This window comes from Cupriavidus sp. IDO (assembly GCF_000812465.1).
Classification (GTDB): domain Bacteria; phylum Pseudomonadota; class Gammaproteobacteria; order Burkholderiales; family Burkholderiaceae; genus Cupriavidus.
Window position 1 is genome coordinate 1 of the sequence record NZ_JWMA01000001.1, and the last position, 14,923, is coordinate 14,923.

Here is a 14,923-nt window from a genome sequence, read left to right on the forward strand (position 1 = left end):
CGCCGACGAAGCGAAGAAGACGAAGATCATCGAGACCTCCTCGGGCGACTTCTACGGCAAGGGCTACCAGGACGTGCAGAACCGCGTGCCGAAGATCGACAACACCATGCAGGAGCTGGGCTGGAAGCCCGAGGTCAGCATGGAGGATGCGCTGCGCCGGATCTTCGAGGCGTATCGTACGCACGTCGCAGACGCGCGTACGCTGGTCAACCAGGCCTGATTCACTACGCGCCTGCGCGATCGAAGCCTGCCTTGCGTGCCATCACGATGGCCTGTGAGCGGTTCTCGACTTCAAGCTTCGAGAAGATGCTGGTGATGTGGTTGCGCACGGTCTTCTCGCAAAGTGCCAGGTGCGCGGCGATCTGCGCATTGTCGCGGCCCTGCGCGATCAGCTCGACGATATCGCGCTCGCGCCGTGTCAGCGCGGTGAAGGCCGGATCGGCCACCGGCCCGGCAGCGGGCAGGAAGGCCCGGATCTCCTCCAGCCAGCGCTGCCAGGCCGGCTCGTTCTCCAGCAGCAGGTGGTTGCCGCTTTCCAGCGGCACAAAGCGCGCGCCGGGAATTTCGCTGGCCATCAGCCGCCCTTCATCGAAGGGCACGCGTGCATCGCGCACCGCATGCATCACGAGCGTCGGGCATGACACCTGCGGCAGCAGCGGCACCACGTCGATATCGTTGAACACGCGCATAAAGCGCGCGGCATTCATCGGCGACGTCGAAACCCGCTCCAGCTCATTGAACCAGCGGTGCTGCTCGGCCGTTCCGCCCGGAATGAACTGGCTGGTGAAGAACTGGCGGAAGGCAGGGTTCTCCTGGCCCCAGCCCAGTTCGGCCAGCTTGTTCATCAGCTCGGCCTCTTCAAGCAGGCTGGCACTGAGGTGATCACGCTTGAGCCTGCCACGCGCATAGCCGCCGTGCAGGATAAGGTGGCTGACGCGCTCGGGGTGCGCCACGGCATACGCCACGGCGATCGATGCGCCTTGCGAGATACCGAGCAAGGGAAAATGGTCGACCCCGGTCGCGTCTACGATGGTTTCGAGGTCGCGCAACCAGGCGTCGAAGGACAGGTCTTCGATGTCCCGGTCGGACAGGCCGCAGCCGCGCTCGTCATAGCGGATCAGCGTATGCGCACTCGACAGCGCGGCCAGCATGTGACTCCACACCGGGCTGCCAATATCGAACTCCAGATGGCTCATCCAGTTGGCTGCCTTGACGAGCGGCGGGCCGCTTCCGGTGATGGCGTATGCAAGGCGCACGCCCTCCCGGGCAGTGCAAAGGCGGATTTGCTGCTTGAGCATCGGCATTTCGGGTCGCGCGGTGCTGGGACGGCCGGCGGGCGCGGCCATGGCCCTCGGGCCTGGCTTGCCACGTCTGGCGCGCCGCGTGACTAACCTAGCTTAGCAAAGGAATTCCCGCACGGAGGCGGGTTCTCGGGGTAGGACCGGCCGCGGCAATCATCGCGGCCGGCGCGCCCGGCATCATCCGTGCGCCACGCCGGGGCATACGAACGTCATGGCGCACTTGCCTCGCGGCGCGGGCACGGATTCGCCGCGCATGCCGGCGGAACCGACCGGCGCAGCGCAGGCATTACCGGTCGATTCCACTTCGCTTCAACTACGCCGCTGCCGGCATCACGCCGGCGCGGCCGGGCGCCGACAGGCACTCGCCCGCGCCACGCTCATCGCCCTGGCTGCGCGATCCGTCAATGTAGCCATCGCGCGAACTGATGCGACCGCCATCGGCATGCGGATCGGGCTTGCGCATCCTGTCCTGGTAGGGATCAAAGCCACGGACCGCGCACACGGACATGCCCTGGCGCGCGACGACGGGCAGCATGCCGGTCTCGGAATTTGCGCTGCGTGCGCCATCGGTGAGGGGGTCGCGCGGGCCGTTATGGCCCGGTGCGGCAGTTGTCCATGGGGCTTCGCCACGCACACCGGCGTGGGCCATGTTGCTGAGCCCGGCGGCAAGTGCGGCGGCGGCAAGCAAGGTCTTGGCAAGATTCTTACGCATTGTTCTATCTCCAACAGGGGATGCCGGTGGCGTGGCCGTTGCGGCATGACCTCGTACAGGCGATCCGGTGCGGTAAAGCTTCGGCCGCACGGGATCGCCTCTGTACCGTGCAATGCCTTTGCCTGACGCAGACCGACTGCCATCCCATCGTGGCAGTGGCGTTGCGCCCGACTCCTGTGTCAGGTGAGTAGTGACGTGCGGCGCGGAGCGATCCGCGTCAGTGCAGCCATCCGAACAGCGCGAGCAACGGGACCAGCCGTGCCGGACTGCGCCACAGTGCTGCCAGGCGCGCCGACAGGTCGTCGGCGGCCAGCCGCACCGCGGCGTGCCAGGCACCGGAATCCAGTGTCTGGCGACCGCGCAGGGAGCGCGCCAGCGACAGCGCGCGTCCCAGCTCGCGCGCCGGCGCGCCGTGATCGTGATTCAGCTCACGGAGTGAGGCGAGGCACGATTCCCAGTTCGCATGTGAATGGCAAAGGACGTAGAGCAGCAGGAGCGCCGGCGGCAACAACGCCACGCCGGTGCGCGCCACGCGATGACGCAGCATCCGTCGCAGTACCTGTGGCAACGCGCGTCGCAGCAGGCGGGCGCGACGGGCATCGTCGGCAAACCGGCTGGCCTGGCGGGACCACTGCTGCAACGGGCGCATGGCACGGGCTCCTTCTGGAAGAGGACCACCGGGAGGCGGTCCGGGGACAAGCTGAAGGATGCATTGTCTGGCGCGCAGGGGGCCTGGCGCATGAGGCCGGTGTCCCGGATCAGGTCCGGCCGCGGGTGACCTCCCGGGACAAGCGCCCCGGATGCTGGCACAGAGGTGGCGCAATGCCCGCCTGGCGCGGGCGCGGAACGGAACAGGGGAGCTGGCGCGACCGCGGGTGCGGTGACCAGCCATGGCGTGATCGCACTGAGCACGGCCATCCCTGCAGTCTGGCAGGCTCCGCGGGGACGGGGTTGGGGCGACGTCCCGGCACGCAGCCACATACCTTGCCCTGGGCGGCCCGATCCGGGACACGGGCCTCATGCGCTCGCGCGGCAGCGCTGGAATGATTCGCTCACCGTCATCCACAGGACGGGCTACCCCACAGGAGTCTCAATGCAAACCGCCGCCCCCTACCCCATCGATACCCAGCGCTATGCCCGCTGCATCGCCGCATCCCGCCGCATTCGCTGGGACATCGACCGCGACGTGATTCGCGGCCGCAGCTTTGACCTGAGCCACAAGTTCCTGCCCGACGGCCTGTCGCTGGTCGATGAGCTGACCTTCCTGACGCCTGCCGAGCAGCGTTTCCTGAGCCAGGTGCAAGGCCGCACCTACGCCAACATGTTCGGCCTGGTCGAGCGCTTCGTCAGTGCCAAGGTGACGGACCTGAGCCGCGACCACTGTCTCGGCGACCAGACTGCGCTGGAGGCCCTGGTTCGCTTCACCGACGAGGAGCTGAAGCACCAGGAGCTGTTCCGGCGCATCGAGAAGCTGGTGGCCGTGCAAATGCCCGCCGGCTACCACTTCGACGCAATGCCGAATGATGTCGCCGCCTTTGTGCTCAGCAAGCGCAACTGGGCCGTGCTGGCCATGATCTGCCAGCTCGAGCTGTTCTCGCAGGCCCATTACCGCGCCAGCATCAGCACCGCGACCGGCCTGTCGGACCTCTACAAGGACGTGTTCCTGTACCACTGGCGCGAGGAATCGCAGCACGCGATCATGGACGAGCTGGAGTGGCTGCGCGAAGACGCGCGCATCGAGAACTCCGAACGCGACGCCGCGATCGACGACCTGGTCGCGCTGGTGGCCGGCATGGACGAGATCCTGCAGGCACAGGCGAAGGCCGATGCGGGCTACTTCCTGAAGGTGACCGGGAAACAGGAGAACTCGGTCCAGGCGATGGAGATCGAGGCGACCGTGCTCAAGGCGTACCGCTGGACCTACATCGTGACCGGCGTGCTGGAGCCGCGCTTCTGCAAGCTGCTGGGCGATATGGTGAGCGAAGCGCAAATGGCGCGCATCCAGTCCGCAATGGCACCGTTGATGTATGCCATGCCCGCCAGCGGGCAACCCTTGCGGGCGATGGCCGCATAAGGCTTCGGGGGGCCGTGCCGGGCGCAGTGGGGAGGCTGCGCCCGCAAAAGCAAGACCCCCGGGGGATGCCCGGGGGTCTGGAGGAACAGGCTGATACAGGCCCTGCCGCTCAGATCTCGACCTTCGTCCCCAGTTCCACGACCCGGTTGGCCGGAATCTGGAAGAAGTCCGAGGGCTTGGCGCCGTTCTGATGCATCCAGGCAAACAGGCTCTCGCGCCACATCGACATGCCGGGCAGCTTGGACGGAATGACCGATTCGCGCGCGATGAAGAACGAGGTCTCCATCAGTTCGAAGTGCATGCCGAGCTTGCGCTGCGCCAGTTCCAGCACCTTCTGCACGTCGGGTGTTTCCTTGAAGCCATACTCGGACTTGAGGATATAGACGCCACCGCCCAGGTCCTTGCAGGCCACCCGCTGGTCATCGTCCACGTAGGGGATGTCGCGCGTGACGAAGCTGAGGAAGACCACGCGCTCGTGCAGCACGCGGTTGTGCTTGAGGTTATGCAGCAAGGACACCGGCACGGATTCCGTATTGCCGGTCAGGAACACGGCCGTGCCTTCGACGCGGTGCGGCGGGTGCGCCAGCAGGCCGGCAATGAACGGCTCCAGCGGAATGCCATCCTCGAGACTGCGCGCGCGCAGCAGCTTGCGGCCACTGTGCCAGGTCATCAGCAGGAAGAAGGCCGTCCCGCCCATCAACAGCGGGAACCAGCCGCCTTCGGCAATCTTCAGCAGGTTGGCGGAGAAGAACGCCAGATCGACCAGCAGGAAAGACAGCCCGATCAGCGTCACCAGCACCGGGTTCCACTTCCAGACATTGCGCATCACGACTGCCGCCAGGAAGGTGGTGATCACCATCGTGGTGGTCACGGCAATGCCGTATGCGGCGGCCAGGTTGTCGGACTTCTTGAACGCCACCACCACGATCACCACCAGCACCAGCAGGATCCAGTTGATCACCGGCAGGTAGATCTGGCCGATTTCCGCGGCAGACGTATAGCGGATGCGCATGCGCGGCACGAACCCGAGCTGGATGGCCTGGCTGGTCAGCGAGAAGGCTCCCGAAATGACTGCCTGGGATGCAATCACCGTCGCACATGTGGCCAGGAGCACCATCGGCAGCTGGAGCGCCTCGGGCACCATCAGGTAAAAGGGGTTCGCGACATTGGCCGGATTGTTCAGCAGCATCGCGCCCTGGCCGAAGTAGTTGAGCATCAGGCAAGGCATCACCAGCACAAACCACCCGTAGCGGATCGGACGTGCGCCGAAGTGGCCCATGTCCGCATACAGCGCTTCCGCGCCGGTCAGCACCAGGAACACCGAGCCCAGCACGACAAAGGCCTGCAACGAGTGTTCCATCAGGAAGCTGACCGCATAGTGCGGACTGACCGCCATCAGAATCATCGGCGCCTGCACCAGGTGCAACAGGCCAAGTGCGCCAAGTGCGATAAACCACGCCACCATGATGGGCCCGAACAGCTTGCCCACGGTGTGCGTGCCGCTGCGCTGGATGACGAAAAGCGCGCACAGGATAACCAGCGTGATCGGTATGACGAAATGCGACAGGCCCGGCGCCGCGATCTCAAGCCCTTCGACCGCGGACAGCACCGAAATGGCCGGCGTAATCACGGCGTCGCCATAGAACATGCAGGCGCCGAAGATGCCCAGCATCATCAGCAGCTTGGCCATGCGCGAGCGCGGCGCAGCCGTGCGCAACGCCAGCGCCATCAGCGCGAGCACCCCGCCTTCGCCATCGTTATCGGCGCGCATCACGAACAGCACGTACTTGAGCGAGACCACGATGATCATCGCCCAGAACAGCATGGAAATAATGCCGAGCACGGCATCCGGGCTGAACGGAATGCCGTGCTCCTGGCTAAAGCACTCCTTCAGTGCATAAAGCGGGCTGGTTCCGATATCGCCGAAGACGACTCCGATCGCGCCGATAACCAGAGCGCGCGTGCTCGGACTCTCGACAAAGTAATGGCTGGTTGTTGCGGATTGGGCTTGGCTCATGGATCTTGGTCTGATTGACCGGCTCGCGGGCGGTGGATGGCTCTCCGGCGGCTCGGTCCTGACGCAGCGGCTATGCGTCCGCTCCCTTTGTTCTATTGCATTGCACAAACGCGCGCAATTCTAGATGAACTACTGCCAGACGACCACTGGGACGGTGCCACCCGCAGTCTCCGTGACCGTTCAAGCATGGGAGGGAAGTGACGGATGGTCAAGCCCTGGCAGGAAATCCACAAGAATGCCTTGCCGGCAAGCCGGCGTTGCGGGATCGCCACACGAGCGCATATTAAGCCACATTCAGACACCCAGGTATCGATCCAACGCTTCCGGCTTGGCCGCGAGGTCTGCGGCCGGCCCGGTCAGGACGACCCGGCCTTTTTCCAGCACCACGACGCGGTCGGCATGCGCCAGCACCGAGCGGAAGTTCCGGTCGACCACCACCGAGGCGATGCCGGTGCGGCGAACAGTAGCGATCACCTGCCAGATTTCCCGCACAATCCTGGGCGCAAGGCCTTCGGTGGCTTCATCCAGCACCAGGCAATCGGGATTGGTCATCAGCGCGCGGCCGATCGACAGCATCTGCTGCTCGCCGCCGGAAAGCTGCTGGCCGCCATGCGTGAGGCGTTCCTTGAGCCGCGGGAAAAGATCCAGCACGCGGGCTTCGTCCCAGTCATGGCGGCCATTGCAGCCCTTGCGGGCGGCCATGATCAGGTTTTCCCGCACCGACAGGTTGGGGAAGACGCCCCGGCCTTCCGGTACGTAGGCCACACCCAGCCGCGCTACCTCGTAAGGCTGGGCGCGGGAAACGTCGCGCCCAGCGACGCGGATCGCGCCCTGGCGCTGGCGCACGTGGCCGAGCAGCGTGCGCAGCAGCGTGCTCTTGCCCATGCCGTTGCGGCCGAGCAGGCCGACGGTCTCGCCGGCACCCACTTCGAAATCGACATCGCGCAGCACGTGGCTGGAACCGTACCATGCGTTGATGCCGGTGGCCTCGATCATGGGTGCGATCATGCCGGCTCCTCCATGTCCTCTTCCTCGCCCAGGTAAGCGAGCTGGACTTCGCGATTGGCGCGGATCTCGGCCGGGCTGCCCGAGGCGATGACGGTGCCGTTCACCATCACGGTAATGCGGTCGGCAACGGAGAACACCGCGTCCATATCGTGTTCCACCAGCAGGATGGCGTGGCCCTCGCGCAGGCCGCGCAGCAGGTCCAGCATGCGGGCCGACTCCTCCGCGCCCATGCCCGCCAGCGGCTCGTCGAGCAGCAGTGCCACCGGCTGGGTGGCCAGGCACATCGCCACTTCCAGCTGGCGCTTCTGGCCATGCGCGAGCTCGCTCGCCACCCGCCCGGCATGGGCCGCCAGCCCGGCGCGCTCGAGCGCCTCGTCGGCCAGCGCGGTGCTGGTGCGGCAACGCTGCGCGCCCTCCCACAGGCGCCAGGCCCGTTGCGCGCGCGACTGTGCGGCCAGCCGGCAGTTCTCGCGCACGGTCAGCGGCAGGAAGATATTGTTGCGCTGGTAGCTGCGCCCCACCCCGTGGCGCGCCAGCCGCGGCTGCGACCAGCCGGTGACGTCCTGGCCCTGCAGATGCAGGCGCCCGTCCGAGGGCGGCAGCTCGCCCGACAGCATATTGATCAGGGTCGACTTGCCGGCACCGTTGGTGCCGATCACGGCATGGATTTCATGCAGCGCCAGCGACAGGTCCACGCCCGACACGGCGGTCAGGCCGCCGAAGCGGCGCGTCAGCTTACGCGCCTGCAGTACCGGTACGCTCATGCCGCCTCCGTATTGCGACCGCCCTTGGCATCGCTCTCGCCCGCAGGGCCGCCATTATGGATACCCTGCCGCCGCCCACGGCTACGCCGCAGAACTGCCGGCAGGCTGACCAGCCCGCGCGGCAGCAATGCCACTGCGACGATGATGAAGCCGCCCATCAGCAACTGCCAGTGCCTGGTCAATGTGCTGAACCACTCAGCCAGCAGCACAAAGGAAAATGCGCCCAGCACCGCCCCGGCCAAGCTGCCGATGCCGCCCAGGATCACCATCAGCATCGCATTGCCCGACTGGTGCCACGATGCGATCTCCGGATTGACGAAGCCGAACTGGATCGCATACAGGAAGCCGGCCAGCCCCGCCAGTACGCCGCCGACCACAAAAGCACCGAGCTGGTAGCGATACGTGGCATAGCCTGCCGCACGCATGCGCTGCTCGTTATGCCGGATGCCCACCAGCGCGTGGCCGAAGCGCGAGCGCAGCACCAGCGTCAGCAGCGCTACCGTCAGGACCAGGCCCAGCAACACCATCCAGTAGAAATGGGTGGGATCGTTGACCGTCAGCGGATGGTCGCCGGCCACGGCAAACTCGGGCCGGAAATAGATATAGGTGCCATCGCTGCCGCCAGCCAGCCTGGTGTCGTGGAAGACGAAGTACACCATCTGAGCGAATGCCAGCGTCACCATGATGAAATAGACGCCGCGCGTGCGCAGCACCAGCATGCCGACCACCAGCGCCAGCGCCGCGGCCGCGGCCAGCGCGCCCAGCAGCAGCAGCCAGCCGTTGCCGGGACCCGACTCCGGCGCCAGCATCGCGGTGGCGTAGGCCGCGGCGGCAAAATAGGCCGCATGGCCAAGGCTCACCAGCCCGGTGTAACCGATCAGCAGCTGCAGCGAGAGCGCGAAGATGGCCATGATCATGACCTTGCTCAGCAGCTCGATATAGAACTTGTGGCTGTCCGCGGTCAGCAGCAGCGGCAGCCCGGCCAGCACGGCAAAGGTGACCAGCCAGCCGGCGAGCAGCAGCATGGCATGGCGGGAATGCGAAGGCATCGGCGTCGGGTTCATGTCATCCTGCCTTGAACAGTCCCTGGGGCTTCCAGAGCAGGATCACCGCCATCAGCAGGTAGATCAGCACGCCTGCGGCGTCCTGCCAGAACACCTTGCCAAAGGTATCCACGAAGCCCAGCAGCAACGACGCCACCAACGCGCCCTTGACCGAGCCGATCCCGCCGATCACCACCACCACGAAGCAGACGATCAGCACCTGGCCGCCCATGCCCGGATAGACCGACGACACCGGCGCCGCGATCATGCCAGCCAGCACCGCCAGCGCCACGCCCAGCGCAAACACGAAGCGGTACAGCACCGTCACGTTGATGCCCAGCGACTGCACCATCTCGCGGTTGGTGGCGCCGGCGCGGATCATCATGCCCAGGCGCGTGCGCCGGATCACGAAATACATGGCCGCCGCCACCAGCAGGCAGACGGCGGAAATGAACAGCCGGTACACCGGATAGGTCATGTCGTTGCCGATCGGCAGCGCGCTGTCGAGCAAGGCCGGGATCGGCACGCCGTGCACATCGTCGCCGACCAGGAGGCTGCGCAGCTCCTCGAAGACGAGGATCAGGCCGTAGGTCATCAGCACCTGCTGCAGGTGGTCGCGCTCATACAGGTAGCTGAAGAACACCCACTCCAGCACATAGCCGAAGGCCACCGCCAGCACGATGCCCAGCGGGATCGCGATAAACAGGTTGCCGGTCAGGCTGGCCAGCGTGAACGCCAGGTACGCGCCCAGCATGTAGAAGCTGCCGTGGGCAAGATTGATCACGCCCATGATGCCGAAGATCAGCGTCAGGCCGCTTGCCACCAGGAACAGCAGCAAGCCGTACTGCACGCTGTTCAGGCACTGGATCAGGAAGGAGACGATATCCATGCTGCTGCAAGATGACTGCGCCTTGCGTCCGCGAAGGGCCGCGATGACAAGGCGCAGTACCGGGGTCGGGAAAAAGTCAGAGGCGGCAGCCACGCGCCGGATCGGCCAGCGCCTTCACCGCCACGGTACTCACCTTGTTCTCGCGCCCGTCCACCTTGCGCAGATAGAAGTCCTGCACCGGGTTGTGCGCCTTCGACAGCGTGAAGGCGCCGCGCGGGCTGTCGACCTTGGCAGCCTCCATGGCCTTGTAGACGTCGGCCTTGCGGGACATGTCGCCCTTCACGGCAGTGGCGCCCGCGGCCAACAGCTGCGCGGCGTCATAGCCCTGCACGGCATACACGTCCGGCTGCAGCTTGTAGGTCTTGGCGTAGTCCAGGCGGAAGGTCTTGTCGCGCGCATTGGAAAGGCCGTCCGCATAGTGCAGCGTCGTTTCCAGCCCCTGCGCCGCCGTGCCCTGCGCTTCCAGCGTGCCGTCGGTCAGGAAGCCCGAGCCGTACAGCGGGATCTTGTCCTTGAGCCCGGCCGCCGCCCAATCCTTGACGAACTTGACCGCGCCGCCGCCGGCGAAGAAGACGAAGACCGCATCCGGCTTGAGCGAAGCCACTTCCGTGATCAGCGCCTGGAACTCCACGTTCGGGAACGGCAGGCTCAGCTCCTTGACGACCTTGCCGCCCTTGGCCTCGAAGGCTTCCTTGAACCCCTTCACCGACTGCTCGCCGGCCGCGTACTTCCAGGTCAGCGTCACCACCTTCTTCATGCCGCGATCGGCCAGCACGTGGCCCATCGCATAACCCGGCTGCCAGTTCGAGAACGACGAGCGGAAGATGTTCGCGCCGCACAGCGGGCCGGTTGCCTCGTCCACGCCCGCATTGGGAATGATCAGCAGCGTGTTGTTTTCCTTGGCCACCTTGACGATGCCCATCTGCACGCCCGAGTGGACCGTGCCCACCACCACGTCGACCTGGTCGCGCTTGATCAGCTTGGTCGCGTTCTCAGGCGCCTTGGCGGGATCGGACTCGTCGTCGACCTTGAAGTATTCGATGTCGCGCCCGCCCAGCTTGCCGCCCTGCTGCTGCACGTACATGCGGAAGCCGTTCTCGATGGCGGTGCCGAGCGCCGCGTAGGTGCCCGTGTACGGCAGCATGAATCCGACCTTGATCTTTCCGCCCTGGCCGGTCTGCGCCTGGGCGCCTCCCGCGACGGCGAGCACTGCAGCGACGGCAAGGCAGGCAGGCGCCAGCCTGCGCGATGTGAAGCGATGCATGATGTCTCCTGGTGGTCAAAGCCGGTGGCTCGTGAACCGGTTCCGGTGCCCACCCGCAGGCCAGTGTGGCACGGGCGGGACGCGAATTATTTTAGGTATGAAGTATGCGCGTTTATATGCCGAACCGCGGCTTGCGTCAACGCCTCGGGTTGATCCCGATGTGGCGAATGGCCGCACCGCGCGAGTTTAAGCAAGGCGGTTTGCGGGGCATATCGATGGATACCCTCGATCTGCTCCATGGTGCCGTACTCGTCGTCCTCGCCCTGCGCCGCCAGTACTGGGCAACGCAATTGCGGCAGCAAGGGACGCAGGTCCCAGTGGCGGAAGGCCGGATCGAGCCAGATGTCGTTCCAGCCCCAGAAGGCGGAATCCACGTCGTCATGGTGGCGCCCCAGCTTGCTGCGCAGGTCGGTTTCCAGATAGGTCTGGCGGGTGGCAGCAATACTGGTCACCGACAGGTCTTCGACAATGATGTGCGGCGCCAGCACGGTGATGCCGTCCACCGCCTGCGGAAAGCTCGCGGCGTAGATCAGTGCGATCGAGCCGCCGTCGCTGTGCCCGAGCAGCCAGGGGATGCCGCGCGCGCGGCCGGGCCCGATCTCCAGCGCATCGAACAGCGCCGGCAGCGCCTCGCGCGCCTGGCGGTGCATGAAATCGACGCCCCATTTCTCGTCATGCGGCCGCGGCGTGGAACGCCCGTATCCGTAGCGCGAGATCACCAGCCCGCGATAGTCGCCGGCCTCGCAGAAATTGCGCGGAAAGTCGCGCCACAGGCTGATCGAACCCAGCCCTTCATGAAGGAACACCACCAGCGGCCGCTGCGCGCGCTCGGGGCGCAGCCACTGAATTTCAACCTCGATACGCCGAACGTCAAACGTAATCTCCACCAACTCGCTCTGCATGCTCTTCCCGTTCCCTATGCCTTTGCTGAAACTGTCTGCCGCGCCGCTTCCTCGCGCTGACGCAGGCGAAAGCGCTGGATCTTGCCGGTTGCCGTCTTGGGCAGCTCGGCCACGCATTCGATCTGGCGCGGATACTTGTATGGCGCCAGCCGCGATTTGACGAAGGCCTGCAACTCGGCCTCCATGCCTTCATGCCACTGCTGCCCGGGCCGCATCACCACGAAGGCCTTCGGCTTGATCAATTCGTCGGCATCGGCCACGCCAATGACGGCGGCTTCCAGCACCGCCGGATGCTGGGCGAGCGCCGCCTCGACCTCGAACGGCGAGACGTAGATGCCGCCCACCTTGAGCATGTCGTCGCTGCGCCCCGCGTAGGTGAAATAGCCATCGGCGTCGCGCACGTACTTGTCGCCGCTGCGAGTCCACTCGCCCACAAAGGTATCGCGGCTCTTGTCGCGGTTGCACCAGTACATCAGCGCCGCCGACGGCCCCTTGATATAGAGGTCGCCGATCTCGCCATCCGCGCAGGGCTCGCCGCTCTCGTCGAGCAGCTTCAGGTCGTAGCCGGGCACCGGCTTGCCGGTGGTGCCGTAGCGGACTTCGCCGGGCCGGTTCGACAGGAAGATATGGAGCATCTCCGTGGAGCCGATGCCATCCAGGATGTCGCAACCGAAGTGGGCGAGGAAGCGGTCGCCGATATCCCTGGGCAGCGCCTCCCCGGCGGAGGTGCATACACGGAGCGCCACGGACTCGCGAGCAGGCAGGTCGGGCGCGGCCAGCATGCCCGCAAACAGCGTCGGCACGCCGCAGAAGATGGTAGGGCGGTGCCCGGTCAGGCGCCGGAATACCGCGGCAGGCGTGGGACGTTCGGCCATCAGCAGGGTGGTTGCGCCGACCGTCAGCGGGAACGTCAGCGCATTGCCAAGTCCATAGGCAAAGAAAAGCTTGGCCGCCGAGAAGACGATGTCGTCCTCGCGAATGCCGAGCACGCGTTGCGCATACAGGTCGGCGGTATGGAAGAGATTGCCGTGCGTATGCACCGTACCCTTCGGCCGGCCGGTCGAGCCCGACGAATAGAGCCAGAACGCCATGTCGTCCGGGCCGGTGCGCACCGGCTGCGCGGGCGAACGGGTCCGCGCGATCATCGCGCCGACACAGCAGCTGGGCGCGGATTCCGTATACGGCCCCGCCACGATCACCATCGGTGCCAGGCCGCTCTTCCCGATAGCCGCCTTCATCGTCGGCGCCAGCGCTTCCGATACGACCACCGCGCGTGCGCCGCTATGCCCGAGCATGTAGGCGTAATCGTCAACAGTCAGCAGCGTGTTCACAGCCACCGGCACCACGCCGGCCAGCAGGCAACCGAGGAATACCGTGGGGAAATCGATCGTATCCAGCGCGCACAGCAGCAGACGCTCTTCCTGCCTGAATCCCGCATCGCGCAGCGCACCGGCAAAGCGGCGGCTGCGCTCGTCCAGTTCAGCGAAGGTCAGCGTGCCGGCATCGTCGATATAGGCGATCTTGTCGCCCCGCCCTGCGGCAATGTTGCGCGACAGGAGGTCAGCGGCAGCGTTGTACTGGGCTGGCAGTGGCGTGATGTTGCCAGGCGCCGAGGGTGAAAGCGCTGCGCCCGCCGGCGTGCCGGCGGCGGTATTCGGGGGCGTCATGTCTCCACTCCTTGGTGTCGCCCGCCACAGCCTCGGAGGGCCGGCAGCGGTGCGGCGTCAGGCCGGTCGCTCTTGTCTGCCGATGTCCCTCGAGGAAAAGGCATCAGCTTGTCGATGCATTTTATTTCATATCGCCTATTATGCAAGCAGGTAGATGCACTATATGGCACGCGCAGTGCCGCACGCTGCGCCTCCCGTATAATGCCGCCTCCCTGTTGCCGAATACTGGCCGAACTAGCCCACACGCCCGACATGCGCCGCGACCCTGATCCGCAGCTCACATCCGATGCCCCAGCCAATGGCGCGAACGGCACCCCTGGCGAGCGCGACCCCTACCTGACGCAACTGGGCGAGCGCATCCGCTCGCTGCGCGCCTCGCGCGGCATGTCGCGCAAGGACCTCGCCCGTGGCGCCGGCGTCTCGGAACGCTACCTGGCCAACCTCGAGACAGGGACCGGCAATGCCTCGGTGCTGCTGCTGCGCCAGGTTGCGCATGCGCTGGACGTGCCGCTGCCGGTGGTGCTGGCGGAAGTCGACGGCCTGAACGGGCAGCAGGCAACCGAATTCGCGCAGATGGTGCAGTGGCTGGCGCAACTGCCGGCCACGGAGCTTGGGCGCGTGCGCGAAGCCTGCCGCCACGCGCTGGCGCCGGCCGAGTCGCGCGATGCCCGCCATCGCCGCATCGCGCTGATCGGCCTGCGCGGCGCGGGCAAATCCACGCTGGGCCGTGCGCTCGCGGCGGCGCAGGATCTGCCTTTCGTCGAACTGAATAACGTGATCGAGCAGGAAGCCGGCGCCAGCCTGTCGGAAATCCACTCGCTCTACGGCCAGGCCGCCTACCGCCGCTACGAAATGCGCGCACTGGAGCGCGTCCTGCGCGAGCACGACGACATGGTGCTGGCCACCCCCGGCAGCCTGGTATCCGAGCCCGCCACCTTCAACCTGCTGCTGTCGCGCTGCTACACGGTGTGGGTCAAGACCTCGCCCGAAGAGCACATGGCACGCGTGGTTGCCCAGGGCGACATGCGTCCGATGGAAGGCAACCGCGAGGCCATGACCGACCTGCGCCGTATCCTGCAGGCACGCGCACCGCTTTATGCCCGTGCCGACGTATCGATCGACACCAGCGGCCAGGATGCCAATACTTCCCTGCAGGCGCTGCGCGCCCAGCTTCTTCTGATCGGCGCCTGAACAGGCGGCTCGCGGCCTCCGCGTGACACGGAGGGATCAGGAGGGATTGCGCCGCCCCGTCCTGTGCACTATATTTCACTAAAAGCCGCAA

General features: G+C 65.9%; 13 protein-coding genes and 1 pseudogene. 3 read left to right on the plus strand and 11 right to left on the minus strand.

The window, feature by feature from the left end; genetic code table 11:
• Positions 1-220, plus strand: a pseudogene (locus RM96_RS00005) (bifunctional UDP-4-keto-pentose/UDP-xylose synthase); the annotation flags it as partial.
• A gap of 4 nt (positions 221-224) precedes the next feature.
• Here RM96_RS00005 and RM96_RS00010 read toward each other — a convergent pair.
• From RM96_RS00010 to RM96_RS00020, 3 genes are all read right to left on the minus strand, one after another.
• The gene (locus tag RM96_RS00010; protein WP_039006531.1) at positions 225-1,304 is read right to left on the minus strand and encodes an alpha/beta fold hydrolase; all 1,080 of its coding nucleotides are present in this window, start codon (positions 1,302-1,304) and stop codon (positions 225-227) included.
• Between the two features lie 310 nt (positions 1,305-1,614).
• Entirely contained in the window at positions 1,615-2,013 is a 399-nt protein-coding gene (locus tag RM96_RS00015) for a hypothetical protein (protein ID WP_052279241.1), read from the minus strand.
• 217 nt (positions 2,014-2,230) lie between these two features.
• Positions 2,231-2,662, minus strand: coding sequence for a hypothetical protein (locus RM96_RS00020; RefSeq protein ID WP_039006345.1), 432 nt, complete (start codon positions 2,660-2,662; stop codon positions 2,231-2,233).
• Between the two features lie 444 nt (positions 2,663-3,106).
• Here RM96_RS00020 and RM96_RS00025 point away from each other — a divergent pair, with 444 nt between their 5' ends.
• Positions 3,107-4,087, plus strand: a complete 981-nt coding sequence (locus RM96_RS00025; RefSeq protein ID WP_039006346.1) for a hypothetical protein — start codon at positions 3,107-3,109, stop codon at positions 4,085-4,087.
• A gap of 109 nt (positions 4,088-4,196) precedes the next feature.
• Here the strand turns inward: RM96_RS00025 and RM96_RS00030 are convergent, their stop codons facing one another.
• The 8 genes from RM96_RS00030 to RM96_RS00065 form a co-directional block, all read right to left on the minus strand.
• Positions 4,197-6,104 (minus strand): potassium transporter Kup, encoded by a 1,908-nt coding sequence (locus RM96_RS00030; protein WP_039006350.1) that lies wholly within the window; start codon positions 6,102-6,104, stop codon positions 4,197-4,199.
• A gap of 294 nt (positions 6,105-6,398) precedes the next feature.
• Positions 6,399-7,112: an ABC transporter ATP-binding protein gene (locus RM96_RS00035; RefSeq protein WP_039006355.1), complete on the minus strand. Its 714-nt coding sequence runs from the start codon at positions 7,110-7,112 to the stop codon at positions 6,399-6,401.
• Positions 7,109-7,876: an ABC transporter ATP-binding protein gene (locus tag RM96_RS00040; protein WP_039006357.1), complete on the minus strand. Its 768-nt coding sequence runs from the start codon at positions 7,874-7,876 to the stop codon at positions 7,109-7,111. Before RM96_RS00040 ends, RM96_RS00035 begins: the two co-directional genes overlap by 4 nt.
• On the minus strand, positions 7,873-8,940 hold the full coding sequence (locus RM96_RS00045; RefSeq protein WP_039006358.1) for a branched-chain amino acid ABC transporter permease: 1,068 nt from the start codon (positions 8,938-8,940) through the stop codon (positions 7,873-7,875). The genes RM96_RS00040 and RM96_RS00045 overlap by 4 nt, the downstream gene beginning before the upstream one ends.
• A 1-nt stretch (position 8,941) precedes the next feature.
• Positions 8,942-9,808 (minus strand): branched-chain amino acid ABC transporter permease, encoded by an 867-nt coding sequence (locus RM96_RS00050; protein WP_039006361.1) that lies wholly within the window; start codon positions 9,806-9,808, stop codon positions 8,942-8,944.
• 76 nt (positions 9,809-9,884) lie between these two features.
• Positions 9,885-11,072, minus strand: a complete 1,188-nt coding sequence (locus tag RM96_RS00055; RefSeq protein WP_039006363.1) for an ABC transporter substrate-binding protein — start codon at positions 11,070-11,072, stop codon at positions 9,885-9,887.
• Positions 11,073-11,158: 86 nt separating this feature from the next.
• Positions 11,159-11,974: an alpha/beta fold hydrolase gene (locus RM96_RS00060; RefSeq protein WP_039006365.1), complete on the minus strand. Its 816-nt coding sequence runs from the start codon at positions 11,972-11,974 to the stop codon at positions 11,159-11,161.
• Positions 11,975-11,988: 14 nt separating this feature from the next.
• Entirely contained in the window at positions 11,989-13,641 is a 1,653-nt protein-coding gene (locus tag RM96_RS00065) for a benzoate-CoA ligase family protein (RefSeq protein ID WP_039006366.1), read from the minus strand.
• A gap of 252 nt (positions 13,642-13,893) precedes the next feature.
• Here RM96_RS00065 and RM96_RS00070 point away from each other — a divergent pair, with 252 nt between their 5' ends.
• Positions 13,894-14,832 carry a helix-turn-helix transcriptional regulator gene (locus tag RM96_RS00070; RefSeq protein WP_039006368.1) on the plus strand — a complete coding sequence of 313 codons (939 nt, stop codon included), beginning with the start codon at positions 13,894-13,896 and terminating at the stop codon, positions 14,830-14,832.
• Positions 14,833-14,923: the final 91 nt, after the last annotated feature.